General features: G+C 66.5%; 19 protein-coding genes. 13 read left to right on the top strand and 6 right to left on the bottom strand.

The genetic code is table 11. The features are described from left to right. The first annotated feature begins 9 nt into the window (after nucleotides 1-9). The 3 genes from EYZ64_RS14130 to EYZ64_RS14120 all read left to right on the top strand — a co-directional run bounded on the left by EYZ64_RS14130 (nucleotide 10) and on the right by EYZ64_RS14120 (nucleotide 2,003). Nucleotides 10-444: an SRPBCC family protein gene (locus tag EYZ64_RS14130; protein ID WP_135454019.1), complete on the top strand. Its 435-nt coding sequence runs from the start codon at nucleotides 10-12 to the stop codon at nucleotides 442-444. 61 nt (nucleotides 445-505) lie between these two features. After that, the gene (locus tag EYZ64_RS14125; protein ID WP_167857829.1) at nucleotides 506-1,099 is read left to right on the top strand and encodes a TetR/AcrR family transcriptional regulator; all 594 of its coding nucleotides are present in this window, start codon (nucleotides 506-508) and stop codon (nucleotides 1,097-1,099) included. A gap of 10 nt (nucleotides 1,100-1,109) precedes the next feature. After that, nucleotides 1,110-2,003 carry a haloalkane dehalogenase gene (locus EYZ64_RS14120; RefSeq protein ID WP_135454015.1) on the top strand — a complete coding sequence of 298 codons (894 nt, stop codon included), beginning with the start codon at nucleotides 1,110-1,112 and terminating at the stop codon, nucleotides 2,001-2,003. Here the strand turns inward: EYZ64_RS14120 and EYZ64_RS14115 are convergent. Further along, nucleotides 2,000-3,283, bottom strand: a complete 1,284-nt coding sequence (locus EYZ64_RS14115) for a multidrug effflux MFS transporter (RefSeq protein ID WP_135454013.1) — start codon at nucleotides 3,281-3,283, stop codon at nucleotides 2,000-2,002. The two genes, EYZ64_RS14120 and EYZ64_RS14115, sit on opposite strands and share 4 nt — an antisense overlap. A gap of 79 nt (nucleotides 3,284-3,362) precedes the next feature. On the opposite strand from EYZ64_RS14115, the gene EYZ64_RS14110 reads away from it, so the two are divergent. Continuing rightward, on the top strand, nucleotides 3,363-3,830 hold the full coding sequence (locus EYZ64_RS14110) for a MarR family winged helix-turn-helix transcriptional regulator (RefSeq protein ID WP_135454011.1): 468 nt from the start codon (nucleotides 3,363-3,365) through the stop codon (nucleotides 3,828-3,830). An 18-nt stretch (nucleotides 3,831-3,848) separates the two neighbouring features. Here the strand turns inward: EYZ64_RS14110 and EYZ64_RS14105 are convergent, their stop codons facing one another. Then, nucleotides 3,849-4,859 (bottom strand): Rv2578c family radical SAM protein, encoded by a 1,011-nt coding sequence (locus tag EYZ64_RS14105; RefSeq protein ID WP_210115651.1) that lies wholly within the window; start codon nucleotides 4,857-4,859, stop codon nucleotides 3,849-3,851. 295 nt (nucleotides 4,860-5,154) lie between these two features. After that, nucleotides 5,155-5,589 carry an Rv2576c family protein gene (locus EYZ64_RS14100; RefSeq protein WP_135454006.1) on the bottom strand — a complete coding sequence of 145 codons (435 nt, stop codon included), beginning with the start codon at nucleotides 5,587-5,589 and terminating at the stop codon, nucleotides 5,155-5,157. Nucleotides 5,590-5,824: 235 nt separating this feature from the next. On the opposite strand from EYZ64_RS14100, the gene urtA reads away from it, so the two are divergent. The 5 genes from urtA to urtE are packed head-to-tail and all read left to right on the top strand — an operon-like array spanning nucleotide 5,825 to nucleotide 10,655. Then, nucleotides 5,825-7,093 (top strand): urea ABC transporter substrate-binding protein, encoded by a 1,269-nt coding sequence (gene urtA / locus EYZ64_RS14095; RefSeq protein WP_135454004.1) that lies wholly within the window; start codon nucleotides 5,825-5,827, stop codon nucleotides 7,091-7,093. A gap of 31 nt (nucleotides 7,094-7,124) precedes the next feature. After that, complete coding sequence (gene urtB, locus EYZ64_RS14090) at nucleotides 7,125-8,009, top strand: urea ABC transporter permease subunit UrtB (protein ID WP_135454002.1); 885 nt, start codon at nucleotides 7,125-7,127, stop codon at nucleotides 8,007-8,009. Nucleotides 8,010-8,026: 17 nt separating this feature from the next. Next, a complete protein-coding gene (gene urtC / locus EYZ64_RS14085; RefSeq protein WP_135460000.1) occupies nucleotides 8,027-9,151 on the top strand; it encodes an urea ABC transporter permease subunit UrtC in 1,125 nt (374 codons plus the stop codon). 56 nt (nucleotides 9,152-9,207) lie between these two features. Next, a complete protein-coding gene (gene urtD, locus EYZ64_RS14080; protein WP_286175283.1) occupies nucleotides 9,208-9,963 on the top strand; it encodes an urea ABC transporter ATP-binding protein UrtD in 756 nt (251 codons plus the stop codon). Continuing rightward, nucleotides 9,963-10,655, top strand: coding sequence for an urea ABC transporter ATP-binding subunit UrtE (urtE, locus tag EYZ64_RS14075; protein ID WP_135454000.1), 693 nt, complete (start codon nucleotides 9,963-9,965; stop codon nucleotides 10,653-10,655). Before urtD ends, urtE begins: the two co-directional genes overlap by 1 nt. Before the next feature lie 24 nt (nucleotides 10,656-10,679). Here urtE and hisS read toward each other — a convergent pair whose 3' ends face one another. Together hisS and EYZ64_RS14065 are read right to left on the bottom strand one after the other, a co-directional pair. Then, nucleotides 10,680-11,942 (bottom strand): histidine--tRNA ligase, encoded by a 1,263-nt coding sequence (hisS, locus tag EYZ64_RS14070; protein ID WP_135453998.1) that lies wholly within the window; start codon nucleotides 11,940-11,942, stop codon nucleotides 10,680-10,682. After that, entirely contained in the window at nucleotides 11,939-12,604 is a 666-nt protein-coding gene (locus EYZ64_RS14065) for an MBL fold metallo-hydrolase (protein WP_135453997.1), read from the bottom strand. The genes hisS and EYZ64_RS14065 overlap by 4 nt, the downstream gene beginning before the upstream one ends. 120 nt (nucleotides 12,605-12,724) lie before the next feature. Here EYZ64_RS14065 and EYZ64_RS14060 point away from each other — a divergent pair, with 120 nt between their 5' ends. The 4 genes from EYZ64_RS14060 to EYZ64_RS14045 all read left to right on the top strand — a co-directional run bounded on the left by EYZ64_RS14060 (nucleotide 12,725) and on the right by EYZ64_RS14045 (nucleotide 17,053). Continuing rightward, nucleotides 12,725-13,600 (top strand): peptidylprolyl isomerase, encoded by an 876-nt coding sequence (locus tag EYZ64_RS14060; protein ID WP_135453994.1) that lies wholly within the window; start codon nucleotides 12,725-12,727, stop codon nucleotides 13,598-13,600. 7 nt (nucleotides 13,601-13,607) lie between these two features. Beyond that, nucleotides 13,608-14,609, top strand: a complete 1,002-nt coding sequence (locus EYZ64_RS14055; protein ID WP_286174885.1) for a peptidylprolyl isomerase — start codon at nucleotides 13,608-13,610, stop codon at nucleotides 14,607-14,609. Nucleotides 14,610-14,666: 57 nt separating this feature from the next. After that, nucleotides 14,667-16,241 (top strand): HD domain-containing phosphohydrolase, encoded by a 1,575-nt coding sequence (locus EYZ64_RS14050; protein WP_167857828.1) that lies wholly within the window; start codon nucleotides 14,667-14,669, stop codon nucleotides 16,239-16,241. Between the two features lie 83 nt (nucleotides 16,242-16,324). Then, nucleotides 16,325-17,053, top strand: a complete 729-nt coding sequence (locus EYZ64_RS14045; RefSeq protein ID WP_210115512.1) for a hypothetical protein — start codon at nucleotides 16,325-16,327, stop codon at nucleotides 17,051-17,053. Here the strand turns inward: EYZ64_RS14045 and EYZ64_RS14040 are convergent. Beyond that, entirely contained in the window at nucleotides 17,037-19,388 is a 2,352-nt protein-coding gene (locus EYZ64_RS14040) for a RelA/SpoT family protein (RefSeq protein ID WP_135453992.1), read from the bottom strand. The genes EYZ64_RS14045 and EYZ64_RS14040 overlap by 17 nt on opposite strands. Nucleotides 19,389-19,424: the final 36 nt, after the last annotated feature.

Raw genomic sequence — 19,424 nt, 5'->3', positions numbered from 1 at the left:
GGAATCCCGATGCCCACCATTCATTTGGAACGAGTGATCGCAGCACCGCTCGAGCAGGTCTTCGACTGGATGGCCGACCCAGCGGGTCTGTCCACCGCACCGCTGGTGCTCCGGTCCCGGTGGGCGGCGGGTTCGTCGGAACCCGCCGTGGGGGCCGTACGGGCGGTGACCGGAGCCGGTATGTGGTTTCGGGAGGAGATCACGGCCTACGACCGCCCGAACAGTTACTCGTATCTGATCATCGGGTCTTTCCCGCCGTTCGATCACGACGGCGGCACACTGACTTTCGCACCCCGCGGCGACGGTACGCACATCGACTGGACGACGAGCTACACCCACCCCGCACGCGCCGGCGGTAAGGCGATGGAGGCCATCAGCTCACGGCTGCTCCCGTGGAATTTCCGCGGCATCCTCGCCAACTGCGCCAGGGCGCTGGAGCACTAGGCAGTCTCTCCAAGAAGACACTTCCCATGATAGGCATCATGCGATTAGCATGATGCCTATCATGCGAAATCCAGCGACGAAGCGTGCCGACAGCAAGCAGGAGTCTCAGGACCGGATCCTCGATGCCGCCGCACGCAGGCTGCGCGAAGAGGGACTGACCGGTGCCGGCATCGCCGCAGTGATGCGCGATGCCGGGCTCACCCATGGCGCCTTCTACTCCCACTTCAGCACCAAGGACGAGCTTGCGGGTGCGGCCTTCGCCCATGCCATCGGCACCGGTCGCCCGCGCTGGATCAAGCCGTCACACGGTGAATCCTGGCGAGCCCGCCTGAGTGGCCTGGCCAAGCGCTATCTCACTCCGGCACATCGCGACGACCTGGCGACCAGCTGCGCCTTCGCCACCTTGGGCTCCGAGGCAGCTCGTGGATCCGACGAATTTCGTGCCGCGTACGAACGCGAGCTCCGCACGTCGCTGTCCGCGATCTGCGGCGACGACACCGACGACGAACGGTTCGACGAGGCCATCGCGCTGATGGCAGTCTGCGTCGGCGGCATGACCCTGTCCCGGGCGGTCGCCGACCCTGAATTCTCCGCGCGCATCTTACGTAGCGCTCGGGCCGCCGCCGCCAAAGTTGCCGAAGACCAACCACATTGAGGAGAACGTCATGGTCAGCGCTGAACCGTACGGAAAGCTGCAGTACAAGGAAATCAACGGTAAGCAGATGGCCTACGTCGACGAGGGTGACGCCGCGGCCGCTTCGGCCATCGTGTTCCAGCACGGCAATCCCACCTCGTCGTACCTGTGGCGCAACGTGATGCCCCACCTGGAAGGCCTCGGCCGGCTGGTGGCGTGCGACCTGATCGGCATGGGCGGCTCCGACAAGCTCGACGATTCCGGGCCGGACCGCTACCACTATGCGGAGCAACGCGATTACCTGTTCAAGCTCTGGGACTCACTGGATCTGGGAGACCGTGTGGTGCTCGTCCTGCACGACTGGGGATCGGCACTGGGGTTCGACTGGGCCAATCAGCATCGCGACCGCGTGGCCGGGATCGCCTACATGGAGGCCATCGCGTCGCCGATGACGTGGGCGGACTGGCCCGACCCGGTGCGGGAGGTCTTCCAGGGTTTCCGCTCCCCCTACGGTGAGTCAATGGTCTTGGAACAGAACATGTTTGTCGAAGGTGTACTCCCCGGAGCGATCCGGCGCACACTGACCGACGAGGAGATGGACCACTACCGCGCGCCGTTCCGCGCGCCAGGTGAAGACCGCCGGCCTACGCTCTCGTGGCCACGCAACATCCCGGTCGACGGCGAGCCCGCCGACGTCGTCGCCATCGTCGAGGACTACGGCAACTGGCTCAAGACCAGCGACGTCCCCAAACTCTTCGTCAACGCCGAACCCGGCGCCATCATGCGCGGGCGCATCCGTGAATTCGTCCGGGCCTGGCCGAATCAGGCCGAAGTGACAGTTTCCGGTTCGCATTTCATTCAGGAGGACAGCCCCGACGAGATCGGTGCGGCCATCGCGGACTTCGTTCGCGGGCTCGCCGGCTAGTTCGTGGAGCTGGCTACGGCCTCGGGAACGACTGACTCGACTTCGCGGTCATCCCAGTCGCTTTCACCGCCAGGAGCATGCCCGCGGGTCAACACGAACAACGCTGTCGCGGCCAGTGCGGCACAGCTGAACATCAGCGTCCCCATCGGCACCGCGCTGTGCTCACCGGCCAGACCTACCAAGGGCGACGCCACGGCGCCGAGGCCGTATTGCACGAATCCGATGATCGCCGAGCCGGTTCCGGCCGCGTACCGGACCTCCCTGATCGCCAGCGTGGTCGCGTTGGCGAAGGTGAAGCCGACGGTAGCCATGAAGCCGGCCATCAGGGCCACGGTCACCCATGGCAACACCCCACCGACTGTGACATTGAGCAGCATCAGCAGCGTGACGATGACCATGGCCGAGACACCGCACAGCAGAAGCTTGCGTGGCGAGACGGTACGAACCAGCCGGGCCGACACCACACCCGACACGGCTACCGCCAGGGCGCAGGCGCCGAATGTGAGCGAGTAGGCCCGAGGCGACATACCGATGATGTTCTGGAGCACGAACGGCGAGGCCGAGATATAGGAGAACATCGCCGCCGCGGCGAAGCCGAGGGTAAGCGTGTAGCCCATGAAGCGGCGATTGCCGAGCACCGAAACAGCGTTTCGGGCAAAGGCGTTGATTCCGGCGGGACGGCGATTCTCGACGGGCAGCGATTCTCCTGCCAGGAAGAATGCACCGATCAGCATCAGCAGGTTCAACCCCGCGAGTGCGAAGAACACCGCGCGCCAGCCCAGGCCGGCGACCACCTGACCGCCGAGCACGGGCGCCAGGATCGGCGCCAGCACCCCGATGACCATCATCACCGAATACAGCTGCGCTGCCTGGGAACCGCGGGTGCGGTCGGTGATGATCGCCCGGGCGATGACCACCCCCGCGGCACCGGCGAATCCCTGCACGAACCGCAACGCGATCAGAACCTGGACCGACGGGCTGAACGCGCACAACACACTGGCCGTCAGGCAGGCGACGACGCCGATCAGCATCGGACTGCGCCGCCCGAGCCGATCGGAGAGTTGGCCGATGAACAACTGCCCTACCGCCAGGCCCACCAAAAAGGTGGTCAGGGTCAGCTGAATCATCGACGCCGACGTCCCGAACTCGTCTGCCATGCCCGGAAACGCCGACATGTACATGTCGACCGAGAACGGTGTTACGGCGGTGAGTAACGCCAGAACGATGATCAGTGCCACTGAAGGTGGCGTGGTGGCCGGAGTTGCCGATCGAAAAGCCATGTGCCCCTTACTTCAATATTTGAGCGTTAAGATTACTTATATCAATATACTTATTGACCCATAAGTATTGAAGGGTGATATGGACGACACTTCGCCTCCCGCCGACGGTGGCCGACTCCGCGAACTCGCACTCGTGCTGCACGACCTGTCTTGGCGGATCGCACGGTTGGGCCCGGCCCAGGTCGGAGTGGATCCACTTCCGGCATCTGAACTCGCAGTACTGCGCTCGATCATGGAGCAACCGGACCGCAGCGTGTCCGAGGTCGCCGACTCCCTGTCGATGCAGACCAGCAACGTGAGCACCGCGATCCGTGCATTGACCGAACGCGGGCTGGTCGGCAAACGGGTCGCCGACAACGACCGGCGCGTTTACCTGCTCTCCCCCACGCCCCGGGCCCTTCGCGAGCGCGACCAGATCGAGAACGCGATTGCAGCGACAGTCTCGGCAGCACTCGACGCCATCCCGAAAAGTCAGCTCAGCGCGCTACAGAAAGCCGCACCCGCCTTGGAGGCACTGACCCACCAGGTCGGGCCCCACTCGTGGTGACCACTGACGAATACCGGCTCAGAACAGCGTCGGCTGCACGGGCGACGCGGCAGTCGTAGCCGAACCGGCGTCGACAACCCGCGGTGCGCCCGTCAACCCATGCCTGGCGACCAAAGGCCGGACCCGGGCCCGCAGCATGTCGCGGTAGTCCGCGGGCAGGTATGCCCCACGCCGATACAGCCGCTGGTACTCACCGACCAGATCAGGACGCGCGCGTCCCAACCAATCCATGAACCAGCCCCGTGTCGAACCACGCAGATGCAGACCGAAAACGGTCACCCCGCTCGCACCGGCCGCCGCGATCCGGCCCAGCAACGCGTCGAGATGCTCGACGGAATCGGTCAGGTACGGCAACACCGGGGCGACCATGACGTGGCAGTCCAGGCCCGCCTCACGGATCGCCGAGATCAAGCCGAGGCGCGCTTGCGGCGAGGGTGTTCCGGGTTCGACGTCGCGGTGCAGATCTTCATCGCCGACCGCCAGCGACACCGCCACACTCACCGGCACCCGGTCGGACGCGTCGGCGATCAAACTCAGGTCCCGGCGCAGCAGTGTGCCCTTGGTGAGGATGGAGAACGGCGTGCCGGAATCCGCGAGCGCCGCGATGATCCCGGGCATCAGCGCGTAGCGGCCCTCGGCCCGCTGATACGGGTCGGTATTGGTGCCCAGTGCGACCGTCTCCCGGTTCCAGGACGGGCGACGCAGTTCGCGGCGGAGCACTTCGGCGACGTTGGTCTTGACGACCACCTGCGAGTCGAAATCCGAGCCGGAATCGAGGTCCAGGTACTCGTGGGTGGGCCGGGCGAAGCAGTAGCGACATGCATGACTGCAGCCGCGGTAGCCGTTGACGGTGAAGCGGAACGGCAGTGCGGATGCGGCCGGCACCTTGTTGAGGGCCGATTTGCACAGCACCTCATGGAAGGTCATGCCCTCGAACTGCGGCGAGCGGACGCTACGGACCAAACCGACCCGCTGCAGGCCGGGCAATGCACCGTCGTCGACTCCGACCGCTTGCCCATCCCAACGCACACTCCCATCGAACATCTGTTCGATGTTGATGTCAAGGTAATTCCACCCGTGTCGAACATGCGCAGACGAAGGCCGAATGGATACGTCGAATGAAGACTGGGTGCGCCGATGCCGCGGTTTCGGGTACGGCATCGGCGCGCGCCGAGGGCGCTTGCCCAGTCAAACGCACATCGGGCCGGAAGCGGAACCGCCCGACGTGCACTCGCTTATCGAACAACAGTTCGAGTGCGTAGTCAAGGCGGATCTCAGTCCGTGGGATCCTCGCGAATCCCGCATCGGGGCGTCAGCTCACCGATTACCACTGACCGAGCTGGCAGCGCGGGCTGTACGGATGATCGTTCTGGACGGCGATCTGACCGTCGACGGCGATCTCGCAGTGCGCGTTGGGCTGGGCCTGGCCCCCGTGCGTCGTGCTCGCGACGGTGAAGATCGCCCACTGCGGGTCGGCGAGCGTGGTCTCGAAGACCCAGGGCGCGTCGGGACCGACGTTCACCGTCGCCTTCTGCAGGTACTTGTACGCGTCCGCGTTGTAGGCGTCTTTGCTCGCAGGCTGCGCCGTCAGGTAGTAGAGGTCGAATTCGTAAGGCGCGCCAGACGTGAGCGTGTACTTCACCTGATGGCCTTGGCCCGCCGGGTCCGCATACGACGTTGCGTTGGAGACCGCCATACCCGCGGCCGCCAGAACCAGCGCCGCACCGACCGTGGTTGTCGCTTTTCGCATGTTCCTCATATCGACGCAGGCTACCGCCTTGTTACAGGTGCGACTAACGGGTCTCGTGACGCCGCGTCAACGGCAAACCAACTCTGCCTAGCTTGAGGTTAATTTGTTTGTCACACACAGACATTTCCCAGTAACAGCTGCGCTCTAACGTCCCGATTCGACACCCGCACAGGGTGTCAGCCTCTTGCACCGCTGCCGATCGTGATCGGCCGAGAAGCGCTGCCATTCAAGGGAAAGGTCGCCCATGCGAGTTCCAGGACGTGTCCCGTTCCGTCGGTCAACGTTAGCCGCAGGGAGTTTGATCGCAGTCGCCGGCTTGCTACTGGCCGGCTGCGGCAGCCGGGCGAGCGACACCGACACAGCAAACGCGACTTCCTGTGTGGACACCTCCGGCCCGAAGATCAAGGTCGGATCGTTGAACTCCCTGTCGGGCACGATGGCCATTTCCGAGGTGACGGTGCGCGACGCGATCAAGCTCGCGGTCTCCGAGATCAACTCCAAGGGCGGCGTCCTGGGCAAACAGATCGAACTGATCGGTGAGGACGGGGCGTCCGAGCCCACGGTATTTGCCGAGAAGGCCGAGAAGCTGATCAGCAGCGATTGTGTGGCTGCGGTGTTCGGCGGTTGGACGTCTTCGAGCCGCAAGGCGATGCTCCCGGTGTTCGAGAGCGCCAATGCCCTGCTGTACTACCCCGTGCAGTACGAGGGCCTTGAGTCGAGCAAGAACATCTTCTACACCGGCGCCACCACCAACCAGCAGATCGTCCCGGCACTGGACTATCTCAAGGAGAAGGGCGTCAAGTCGCTCTACCTCGTGGGCAGCGACTATGTGTTCCCGCAGACCGCCAACCGAATCATCAAGGCCTACGCCAAAGAGAACGGCATCGAGATCAAGGGTGAGGACTACACCCCGCTGGGCTCGACCGACTTCTCCACCATCGTCAACAAGGTCCGCAGTGCCGACGCCGACGCCGTGTTCAACACCCTCAACGGCGACTCGAATGTGGCGTTCTTCCGCGAGTACCGCAACGTCGGCCTGACCCCGCAGGAGATGCCCGTGGTCTCGGTCTCGATCGCCGAGGAAGAGGTCGGCGGCATCGGTGTGCAGAACGTCACCGATCAGCTGACCGCATGGAACTACTACCAGACGATCGACACCCCGGTGAACAACGCCTTCGTCAAGGCCTACAAGGACTTCGTCAAGGATCCCAAGAAACCCACCTCGGATCCCATGGAAGCCGCCTACGTCTCGGTCTACCTGTGGAAGAACACCGTCGAGAAGGCCAAGTCGTTCGACGTCGCGGCGATTCAGGAAAACGCCGGCGGCGTCAGCTTCGATGCCCCGGAAGGCAAGGTCACGATCGACGGCGAGAACCACCACATCACCAAGACCGCGCGGATCGGCGAGATCCGGCCCGACGGCCTGATCTACACGATCTGGGAGTCCAAGGGTCCGATCGATCCCGACCCGTACCTGAAGTCCTACCCGTGGGCCGCGGGGCTGTCCGGCTGACGAGCGAAGCGACGGGGGAATCGAACACCGCATGGACATCCTCATCGGCCAGCTGGCAACAGGATTGAGCCTCGGCTCAATCCTGTTGCTGGCCGCACTCGGCCTGTCCCTGACGTTCGGCCAGATGGGCGTCATCAACATGGCGCACGGCGAATTCATCATGGCCGGCTGCTACACCGCCTACGTGGTGCAGCAGGTCATCACCAATGCCGGTGCCTCACTACTGATCTCGCTACTGGTCGGGTTCCTCGTCGGCGGCGCCATGGGCGCACTGTTGGAGGTGACGCTGATCCGGCGGATGTACCACCGTCCGCTGGACACGCTGCTGGTCACCTTCGGCGTCGGCCTGATCCTCCAACAGGTGGCCCGCGACATCTTCGGTGCGCCTGCGGTCAATGTCGTTGCCCCGGATTGGCTCTCGGGTGGCGTCGAGATTCTCGGCGCCGTGGTGCCCAAGACCCGCATATTCATCCTGGTGTTGGCAGTCGTATGTGTGGCGGTGCTCGCCACCGTGCTCAAGACCAGCCCGATGGGGCGGCGGATCCGGGCCGTGGTGCAGAACCGCGATCTGGCAGAGACCAGCGGGATCTCTTCCCGCAGAACCGATATCACCACCTTCTTCATCGGATCCGGCCTGGCCGCCGTGGCCGGTGTGGCGCTGACGCTCATCGGCTCCACCAGTCCGACCATCGGCCAGAGCTTCCTGATCGATGCCTTCCTGGTGGTGGTGGTCGGCGGTCTGGGCCAGATCAAGGGCACCGTGATCGCGGCGTTGGCCCTCGGTTTCCTGAATTCGTTCATCGAGTACAGCACCACAGCGTCGCTGGCCAAGGTGATCGTGTTCGGCATCATCGTGATCTTCCTGCAGGTGCGCCCGCAGGGATTGTTCACGGTTCGGACCAGGAGTCTGGTATGAGCGCACTGACACAGGGAATACGGACGAACCTGGGCCGCTGGCAGACCTGGGCCGGATTCGGCATCGCGGCGGTGGTGCTGTTCGGCGTCGCCCCCGCCGCGCTGTCGGACTTCCGGCTCAGCCTGCTCGGGAAGTTCCTGTGCTTCGCGATCGTGGCGGTGGGCATCGGATTGGCCTGGGGCCGGGGCGGAATGCTGGTACTCGGGCAGGGCGTGTTCTTCGGCCTCGGCGGCTACATGATGGGCATGCACCTCAAGATCGCCGACGCCGAGATCCGCGGGCACGACGTGCCCGACTTCATGCAGATCGCCGGGGTACGGCACCTGCCTACCTATTGGGAACCGTTCGCCTCCCCCGCATTCACGTTGTTGGCAATCCTGGTACTGCCGACGGGAATCGCAGCCCTGCTCGGCTTCGGCGTGTTCAAGCGCCGGGTCAAGGGCGCCTATTTCGCGATCCTCTCGCAGGCGTTGGCCGCGGCGCTGGCGATCCTGCTCGTCGGCCAGACCAGCCTCGGCGGCAGCAACGGGTTGACGAACTTCCGAACCTTCTTCGGGTTCAACCTCAATGACCCGACAAACAAGCGGATGGTCTATTTCATTGCGGCAGCGACTCTGCTGATCGTGGTCGCCGTGGTGCGTCAACTGATGTACAGCCGTTACGGCGAGTTGTTGGTCGCCGTGCGCGACGGTGAGGAGCGCGTGCGGTTCCTGGGCTACGACCCGGCCAACATCAAGGTCGTGGCCTACACCCTGGCCGCTTTGTTCGCCAGCATCGCCGGTGCGTTGTTCGTGCCGATCGTCGGCTTCATCGCGCCGTCACAGGTCGGCATCGTGCCGTCCATCGCCTTCCTGATCGGGGTGGCGATCGGCGGGCGCACCACGCTGCTCGGCCCGGTTCTCGGCGCCATCGGTGTGGCTTGGGCCCAAACCCTGTTCTCCGAACGGTTTCCGTCCGGGTGGATCTACGCGCAGGGCCTGTTGTTCATCGTCGTGGTCGGATTCTTCCCCGCCGGCCTGGCCGGGCTCGGTGTGCTGTTCGCCCGGTGGCGGCGCCGGCGGTCCACCACAGCGGATGCCGAGGAGTCCCAGCCCGAGGCGGCATCAAACACCGATACGGAGAAAGTAGGTGCCTCATCGTGACCGGAGCCGAGCAGGCCACCGAGGCGCCCGAGCCGATGGCCGGCGGCAACGCCGGCATGGGTGCCGAGTATCTGGAAGTCCGCGGTCTCACAGTAGATTTCGACGGGTTCAAAGCGGTCAGCGATGTCGACCTCACCCTGTTTCAGGGTGATCTGCGCTTTCTGATCGGCCCCAACGGGGCGGGAAAGACGACCGTCATCGACGCCATCACCGGCCTGGTGGCAGCCACCGGTTCAGTGAACAAGTCGGGTGTGGAACTGCTCGGTAAGAAGGTGCACCAGATCGCCCGACTGGGCGTGGGCCGCACATTTCAGACCGCGAGCGTGTTCGAACAGCTGACGGTGTTGCAGAACCTCGACATCGCGGCGGGCGCGGGCCGTTCGCCGTGGACACTGCTGCGCCGCCGGCGCGGCATCCTGCCCGCGATCGAGGAAGCACTGGAAACCACCGGGCTGGCAGACCTGGCCGACAAACCCGCCGGCGTACTGGCTCACGGCCAGAAGCAGTGGCTGGAGATCGGCATGCTGCTGGTGCAGAACGCCGATGTCCTGTTGCTCGACGAGCCGGTGGCCGGGATGAGCCACGAGGAACGTGAGGAGACCGGAAACCTGTTGCGCCGCATCGGCGGAACCCGCACCGTGGTCGTGGTCGAGCATGACATGGATTTCATGCGGGCATTCGCGACCTCGGTGACGGTGCTGGCCCGCGGCCAGGTGATCGCCGAGGGTTCGGTGGCCGAGGTGCAGGCCAACCCGAAGGTCCAAGAGGTCTACCTCGGCACTGCCGCGGCCGGCGTGGAAGGAATCTCCTGATGCTCGAACTTCTCGATGTCCGAACCGGTTACGGCCGATCCGAGGTGATCCACGGCGCGAGCATCGCGGTGCCGTCCGACGGTGTCGCGGCGGTGATGGGTCACAACGGCGCAGGCAAGACGACGCTGCTGCGGGCGGCCGTCGGACTGCTCAAATGCACTGCGGGCAAGGTGCTTTTCGACGGTGAGGACATCACCAGACTGCGGCCGAGTGCGAGGGTGGCCCGGGGCCTGGCATACGTACCCCAGGGACAGCAGTCCTTCGGCCAGCTGACGACCGCCGAGAACCTTCAGGTGGTCGCCGATGGCCGGCGTAACGGCAAGGCGCTGATCGATGAGCAGCTGGACCTGTTCCCCGCCCTCAAGGAACTGCTCAACCGGCGGGCCGGTCTCCTGTCGGGTGGCCAGCGGCAACAACTCGCGATTGCCCGGGCATTGATCGCCAGCCCCACGTGCCTGATCCTCGACGAGCCGACCGAAGGCATCCAGCCGTCGGTGGTGGCCGAGATCGAAGCCGCGATCACGTCGCTGACCGCACGCGGCGATCTGGGCGTGCTGCTGGTGGAGCAGCACATCGGGTTCGCGCTGGAATCCGCTCAGCGTTACTACATCCTGGAGGCCGGCCGCATCACCTCGAGCGGCACCGGTGGCTCGACTTCAGAAGCCGACGTCCGGGCCGCAATGGCCATCTGACCCCCTGCACCGCGGGGCGATGGGTCAGGCCAGCCGGGAAAGCACCTCGGCCACAACGGAATCGGTGGCGATATCCACCTGTTCGCCGGTCGCGAGATCCTTGAGCCCGATGGTGCCGGCCTCGATGTCGCGGTCGCCGGCCACGAGCGCGTACTTGGCGCCCGAACGGTCGGCCGCCTTCATCGCACCCTTGAGCCCGCGGTCGCCGTAGGCCAGGTCCACCCGCACGCCGCCGGCCCGCAGCCGCGCGGCCAGCTTGGCCAACTCCAGCTTGGCGGCGTCGCCCAGCGGCACGCCGAACACCTCGACGCCGCCGACACCGGTCACCGACTTGCCCTCGGCCTGCAATGCGAGCAGCGTGCGGTCGACGCCGAGCCCGAAGCCGATGCCGGACACGTCCTGCCCGCCGAGCTGACTCATCAGGCCGTCGTAACGCCCGCCTCCGCCGATGCCGGACTGCGCGCCCAGCCCGTCGTGCACGAACTCGAATGTGGTCTTGGTGTAGTAGTCCAACCCGCGCACCATCCGCGGGTTGATCACATACGGCACACCGAGACCGTCGAGGTGCGCCTGTACCACCTCGAAGTGGGCCTTGGCACTATCCGACAGGTGGTCGAGCATGAGCGGGGCGTCGGCGGTCATCTCCCGCACGTGGGGCCGCTTGTCGTCGAGCACCCGCAGCGGGTTGATCTCGGCGCGACGCCGGGTGTCTTCGTCGAGGTCGAGCTTGAACAGGAAGTCCTGTAGCAGCTCCCGGTAGGCCGGCCGGCAGGTGTCGTCGCCCAGGGAGGTGAGCTCGAGGCGGAAGCCGTCCAGACCCAGTGACCGGAATCCGGCGTCGGCGATCGCGATCACCTCGGCGTCGAGCGCCGGATCATCGACGCCGATGGCCTCCACCCCGACCTGCTGCAGCTGGCGGTAGCGTCCGGCCTGGGGCCGTTCGTAGCGGAAGAACGGCCCCGAGTAGCAGAGCTTGACCGGCAACGCGCCCCGGTCCAGCCGGTGCTGGATCACCGCGCGGATCACGCCGGCGGTGCCTTCGGGCCGCAGGGTCACCGAGCGGTCGCCCCGGTCGGCGAACGTGTACATCTCCTTGGACACCACATCGGTCGACTCGCCCACACCTCGGGCGAACAGCGCGGTGTCCTCGAAGATCGGCAGTTCGATGTCGCCGTAGCCGGCGCGGCGCGCCGACGCCAGCAGGCCGTCCCGGACCGCCACGAACTGCGCCGACTCCGGCGGTAGGTAATCGGGCACGCCCTTGGGCGCCTGGAATGCAGATGTCACAGAGTCAAACCTTCGAGAAACGGGTTGGTGCGGCGTTCGTGCCCGATGGATGTGCGCGGGCCGTGTCCTGGTAATACCACGGTGTCGTCGTCGAGTACCAACAGCTTTGTCACGATCGACTCGAGCAGGTCGCGTCCGCTGCCACCGGGCAGGTCGGTGCGGCCGACCGAGGACTTGAACAGCGTATCGCCTGTGAAAACAGTCCTGTCGACCCGGAACACCACCGATCCCCTGGTGTGCCCCGGGGTGTGGTCGACGGTCACCGAGAGGCCGCCGAAATCGAGGGTCTGACCGTGCCGGTCCAGCTCAATCAGCTGTTTGGGCTCGGAGAGCAGCACACCGAACGCCAGGCGGGACAGCCGCCCAAAGACGGCGGGCCCGAAATCCTTGATCGGATCGGTCAGCATGAACCGGTCCTCGGGGTGGATGTAGGCAGGACAGCCATAGGTGTCGGCCACCTTCTGGGCCGACCAGATGTGATCGATGTGACCGTGCGTCAGCAGGACAGCTGCCGGGGTGAGCCGGTTCTCGTCGAGAATCCGGCTCAGCCGGTCCATGGCCCGCTGGCCTGGGTCGACGACGATCGCGTCGGCCCCTGGCCGCTCGGCCAGGACATAGCAGTTGCATGCCAGCATCCCGGCCGGGAATCCGGTTATGAACACGGCCCCAGTTTCCCACGGCCGCGCCGCCACCTGCGGTTCCCGCGGGTCGCAGACCCAGGACCCAAGCTCGCCTGGCAGACTCGTCACCAATCCCGACCGCCCACAAGGAGGACTGCCGCGGTGCCGACCAACGAAGAACGGCGTGAGACCGCCAAGCGCAAGCTGGAGGAACAGCTGGAGCGCCGCGCCGCCCAGGAACGCAAACGTCGCATCCTGACCATCGCGGGCTCAGCCGCTGCGGCAATCGTCGTCATCGCGGCCGTCGTGGCCACGTTCGTGTTCACCAGCAAGGACTCGGGCAGCACCACCGCCTCGGCGGACACCACCACCGCGACGTCGGGGGCGCCGGCCCAGCCTGCTGCCAACGGCCAGCTGCCGGCCTTCGTCGCACCCGCCGACCTCGGCGCCAACTGCCAGTACCCGGCCGCAGCTGCGGCCAGCAAGCCCGTCGAACCGCCGAACACCGGTAAGGTCCCCACCGATCCGGCCACCATCAGCGTCAGCATGGTCACCACCCAGGGGAACATCGGGCTCCAGCTCGACAACGCCAAGGCGCCGTGCACGGTCAACAGCTTCGCGAGCCTGGCCTCGAAGAACTACTTCAACGACACCCCGTGCCACCGGCTGACCACGGGTGGCCTGTCGGTGCTGCAGTGCGGTGACCCGACCGGCCAGGGCACCGGTGGCCCCGGCTACCGGTTCGCCAACGAGTACCCGACCAACCAGTACCAGCCGGACAACCCGGCGCTTCAGCAGCCTGTGCTCTACCCCCGCGGCACGGTGGCGATGGCCAACGGCGGGCCGAACACCAACGGCAGCCAGTTCTTCCTGGTGTACCAGGACTCGCAGCTGGCACCGAACTACACGGTGTTCGGCAAGATCGACGAAACCGGTCTGGCCACGCTCGACAAGATCGCCGCAGCCGGTGTCGCCGGCGGCGGACCGGACGGCGCACCGAATCTGCCGGTCGAGCTGAAGTCTGTGGCCCTGGACTAGTCCGCCGTTGACTGTCCCGCCCCCTTACAGCGGCTACCAGCCGGACGATCCCGGTTACGCGCCGGGTTATCCGATGGGATATCCGGCTGGTTACCCGCCGCCTGCCCGCACCAACGCCATGGCCGTCGCGTCACTGGTGTGTGCCGTCCTCTTCGCGCCGCTGGGCATCGTCTTCGGGCACATCTCGCTGTCGCAGCTCAAGCGCAGCGGTGAACAGGGCCGCGGCATCGCGATCGCGGGCCTGGTCATCGGGTACGTGATGACGGCGCTGGCGATCGTGGCGCTGGTATTGGCCGTGGTGTTGGCCTTCATCGTCGTCAAAGCCGCGGAGGACATGCCCCGGCACGACCGCTACACGGCCTCCCCGGGTTCAGAGCAACAACTGCCGGCATTCACGCCGCCGGCGAACCTCGGCGCCAACTGCCAGTACCCGGCCACCACCGAACCGGCCACCAAGCCGGTCAGGCCGCCGCGCACCGGCACGGTGCCGACCGAACCGGCCACGGTGGAAGCCGGGATCGTCACCGATCGCGGCAGCATCGGCCTCAAGTTGGCCAATGGCAAGGCGCCGTGCACGGTGAACAACTTCGCCAGCCTGGCCTCCCAAGGATTCTTCGACGGCACCCAGTGCCACCGGCTGACCACCGGAGTCCTCTCGGTGCTGCAGTGCGGTGACCCGTCGGGCAGCGGAACCGGTGGGCCCGGTTACCGGTTCCCCAACGAGTACCCGACCAACCAGTACCGGCTCTCCGACCCCGCGGTGCAGCAGCTCGTGGTCTATCCGCGGGGCACCGTGGCGATGGCGAACGCCGGGTCGGGAACCAACGGCAGCCAGTTCTTCCTGGTGTACGAAGATTCCCTGCTGCCGCCGACGTACACCGTGTTCGGCACCATCGACAACACCGGGCTGGACACCCTCGACGCGATCGCCGCCGACGGGGTCGCCGACGGCAGCGACGACGGCGAGCCCGCCACATCGGTGACGATCAAATCCGCCAGCTTGGGCTGAGCGGCGAGGCGTTCCGACGTACTGACCGGTGCGCCGGCGGGTCCTATGCTCACCGGTATGGATCGCGGCAGCCGGGATTCGGGCATATCCCTGGCTGAACTGCTGGCCGCGTTCTCGCTTGCCATGGATCTCGGTCTGGGGCAGCCGATGGAGCACGTGCTGCGGTCCTGGCGACTCGCCGCACGCCTGGGCGAGCGTGTCGGACTGATCGCCGAGCAGCGAGCCGATCTCTACTACACGGCGGTGCTGGGCTGGGTGGGCTGCATCGCCGACGCACCCGAGGTGTCGGCCTGGTTCGGCGATGACATCGCGTTTCGCGCCGACAGCTACCGCGTCGATCTCCGCGGGCTGGGCGGGGCGACATTCATGCTGTCGCACGCCGCTTCGGCCGGCCCCCTGCTCAACCGGGTGCGCAAGACCGCGACGCTCATCGCGACCGGTGGCCGCGACATCGAGCACGGGCTGATGTCGCACTGCCTGAACACCTCGACGATGGCCGAGCGGCTCGGTCTCGACACCGCCGTCGGTGACGCTCTGCGCCAATTCTTCGCACGGTGGGACGGCAACGGGGTGCCCGCCGGCCTCGGCGGCGACGCAATTGCCTTGCCGATGCGACTCTTTCACCTCGCCGACGTGGCCGAGGCGGTGCACCGAGACGCCGGGGTGGACGCCGCCGTCGCTGTCGCCACGTCGCGTCGCGGCACCCAGTTCGACCCGGCCGTGGTCGACGCATTCTGTGCAGCGGCAGGCGATCTGCTGTCCGACGGCGATGACGAACCGGACTGTCACGATCTGATCGCCGCCGAGCCGGCGCTGCAGCGACGTCTCACCGACGACCAACTCGACTCGGTACTGGAGGCATTCGCGGATTTCACCGACCTTCGATCGCCACACCGTGCCGGACATTCGCGCGGCGTGGCCGAACTCGCGGCGCAGGCCGCAAAGCTCGCCGGCCTGGCCGCGGGCGACACCGTCCTGGTTCGTCGCGCCGCGTTGTTGCACGACATCGGCCTGCACGGCGTACCCGCCACGATCATGGACAAGCCCGGGAAACTCAGCGCCTCCGACCACGAGCGACTGCGGCTGAGTTCGTACTACACCGAACGGGTTCTGGCCCGACCCGGCCCGGTGGCGCGCATCGGTGCGGTGGCGGCGCTGGCCTATGAACGTATGGACGGCTCGGGGTCGCACCGCGGCCTGTCCGGACCGTCGATCCCGGTGACCGGACGCATCCTCGCCGGCGCGGATTGCTACCGCGCCATGACTGAGCCGCGGCCGTACCGACCGGCGTTGTCCGCCAAGGCCGCCGGCGCTGAACTGCGGGCCGAGGTCCGGCGCGGAAGGCTGGATGCGGCCGCAGTCGACGCCGTTGTCGAGGCAGCGGGCGGCCCCCGGCATCGACGCCGCGTGGGTCCGGACGGGCTGACACCGCGGGAAATCGAGGTACTGGGGCTGATCGCCCGTGGCGCGTCCACCCGGCAGGTCGCGAACACGCTGGGGATCAGCCCGAAGACGGCCGGCACCCACATCGAGCGCATCTACACCAAGACGGGTTCGTCGACCCGCAGCACCGCCACGCTCTACGCCGTTACGCACGGTCTGCTGGACACGCTGACCGAAGCCGAAAAGTAGGGCGAATGCCCGACGACACCGGGCTTGTGCGCTCCTAGCGTTCACCTCACGAACCGAACGAGAACCCGTAGTGAGGACCGACGATGTCGACGACCATGCTGAATCTCGCCTCTCCCCTGTCCAATCTGCCCGAACACTGCGGACAGGCGCCGTGGCCCGACCACGAATACGTCAAGGGCTGGGGTGTTTTCGGGCTGCCCTTCGACAGCGGCCATGTGCTGGCGCTCCGGGTGTTCCCGGAGAACGACTTCGGGCCGTATCGCACCGTGTGGCACCGTGACCCGGCCGGGCAGTGGTCGATCTTCGTGCACGGCGACCGCCTCGACACCGCGTGCCCCCGCTACTACGGACCGGCGTGTGCCTACACCGGCTTCGCCGAGATCACCGTGGACTGGACCGGGCCCGCATCGCTACGTGTCACGGTCGACACCCCCGCACTGGACTGGACGCTGACCGCCACGGCGGGGCCGGTGCTGCGCGCCATGAACGCGGTCAGCCGGCGCCTACCGCTGAGTACCTGGCGGCCTCGGCCGCTGGTGCGGGCGCGCGAGATCCTGGCCGCGGGACTGGGCATGGGTCAGGTGCGCATGACCGGCGTCATGCCGAGCGGGCACGTCGGAACCCTGATGCCCCAACAGATGTACCTCATCACGACGGCGTCAGCCACCCTCGACGGCCACGACTTGGGCCGGCCGGCACGCCTGGCCGCCAACCCCGTCATCGGTGAGGTGACACTGCCCGCGCGCGGCGTACTGGCCGTCGGTCAGGCGATGTGGCAGATCCCGGTACCGGGCGTCAGGCCGCCGACGTGACGCGGTAGACGTCGTACACGCCTTCGACGTTGCGCACCACGCTCAGCAGGTGACCCAGATGTTTGGGATCGCCCATCTCGAACGTGAACCGGCTGATCGCGACCCGGTCGTTGGACGTCGTCACCGACGCCGACAGGATGTTGACCTTCTCGTCGGCCAGCACCCGGGTGACGTCGGAGAGCAGACGGTGCCGGTCCAGCGCCTCGACCTGGATGGCCACCAGGAACACCGACGACGGCGACGGCGCCCAGTTGACCTCGATGATGCGTTCCGACTGTTGTTGCAGCGACGCCGCATTCGTGCAGTCGGTGCGGTGGACGCTGACCCCGCCACCGCGGGTCACGAAGCCCATGATGGTGTCGCCGGGCACCGGCGTGCAGCACTTGGCGAGCTTGGTCAGGGTGCCGGGCGCTCCCGGCACCGCGACGCCGGTGTCGTCGGTGCTGCGCTGCCGCACCGGCATGGTCAACGGGGTGGACCGCTCGGCGAGTTCGTCCTCGGCCGCATCGTCGCCGCCGAACTGGGCGAGCAGACGCTGCACGACGTGGCGCGCCGAGACGTGACCCTCGCCGACCGCGGTGTAGAGCGCCGAGACGTCGGCGTAACGCAACTCCCGCGCCAGCGCGCCCATCGAGTCGGCATTGATCAAGCGCTGCAACGGAAGTCCGCCTCGGCGGACCTCCCGCGCGATGGCGTCTTTACCGGACTCCAGGGCCTCTTCGCGGCGCTCCTTGGCGAACCACTGCCGGATCTTGGCCTTCGCCCGCGGCGATACCACGAAGGTCTGCCAGTCGCGCGACGGACCGGCATTGGGGGCCTTCGAGGTGAACACCTCGACGACCTCGCCGTTCTCAAGCTTGCGTTCCAAGGCGACGAGCCGACCGTTGACCCGGGCCCCGATACAGCGGTGTCCCACCTCGGTGTGCACCGCGTAGGCGAAGTCGACCGGGGTCGAACCGGTCGGCAGGTTGATCACATCGCCCTTGGGGGTGAAGACGAAGATCTCTTTCACCGCAAGGTCGTAACGCAACGACTCGAGGAACTCGCCGGGGTCGGCGGCCTCCCGCTGCCAGTCCAGCAGCTGGCGCATCCAGGCCATGTCGTCGATCTCGGTGACGGCGTGACTGTGCGGAACCCCGTTGCGGCCCTTGGCTTCCTTGTACCGCCAGTGCGCGGCGATGCCGTACTCCGCGGTGCGGTGCATGTCCCGGGTCCGGATCTGCACCTCCAGCGGCTTGCCCTCCGGGCCGACCACCGTGGTGTGCAGCGACTGGTAGACGCCGTAGCGCGGCTGGGCGATGTAGTCCTTGAACCGGCCCGCCATCGGCTGCCACAACGAGTGCACGACGCCGACTGCCGCGTAGCAGTCACGAATCTCGTCGCACAGGATCCGCACACCGACCAGGTCGTGGATGTCGTCGAAGTCGCGCCCCTTGACGATCATCTTCTGGTAGATCGACCAGTAGTGCTTGGGCCGGCCCTCGACGACCGCGTTGATCTTCATCGCGCTCAGCGCCACGCCGATCTCGGCGCGCACCTTGGCCAGGTAGGTGTCGCGTGACGGCGCCCGGTCGGCGACCAGCCGCACGATCTCCTCGTACTTCTTCGGATGCAGGATCGCGAACGACAGATCCTCAAGCTCCCACTTGACCGTCGCCATACCGAGCCGATGGGCAAGTGGCGCAATGACTTCCAGCGTCTCGCGGGCCTTGCGGGCCTGCTTCTCGGGCGGCAGGAAGCGCATGGTGCGCATGTTGTGCAACCGATCGGCCACCTTGATGACCAGTACCCGCGGGTCCCTGGCCATGGCGATGATCATCTTGCGGATCGTCTCGCCCTCGGCGGCCGAGCCAAGCACCACCTTGTCCAGCTTGGTGACCCCGTCGACGAGGTGGCCCACCTCGGCGCCGAATTCGGCGGTCAACGCCTCCAGCGTGTACCCGGTGTCCTCCACGGTGTCGTGCAGCAGCGCGGCCACCAACGTGGTGGTGTCCATACCGAGCTCGGCCAGGATGTTGGCCACCGCCAGCGGATGGGTGATGTAGGGGTCACCGGACTTGCGGAGCTGGTCGGCGTGACGTTGCTCGGCGACGTCGTAGGCGCGCTGCAGCAACTGCAGGTCGGCCTTCGGATAGATCTCGCGGTGTACCGCGACCAAGGGCTCCAGGACCGGGTTGACCGCACTGCGCTGCGCCGTCATCCGGCGGGCCAGTCGCGCGCGCACCCGCCGTGAGGCGCTGGTCTTCGTGGCGTCGGGTCCGGTGGTGCCCGGCAACACCGGCGGCGACTGCACCGCCTGGCCCGCAGCCGCGTCCGTACCCGTATCGCCGGCCATCGTCACCTCCCGGTTTTCGCTCAGAATCCGAGGATA

Origin of the sequence: Mycobacterium sp. DL99 (genome assembly GCF_004762045.1) — a bacterium.
GTDB lineage: Bacteria > Actinomycetota > Actinomycetes > Mycobacteriales > Mycobacteriaceae > Mycobacterium.
The sequence above is the reverse complement of the archived record's forward strand: the minus strand, read 5'-3'. Positions and strand labels throughout refer to the sequence as shown.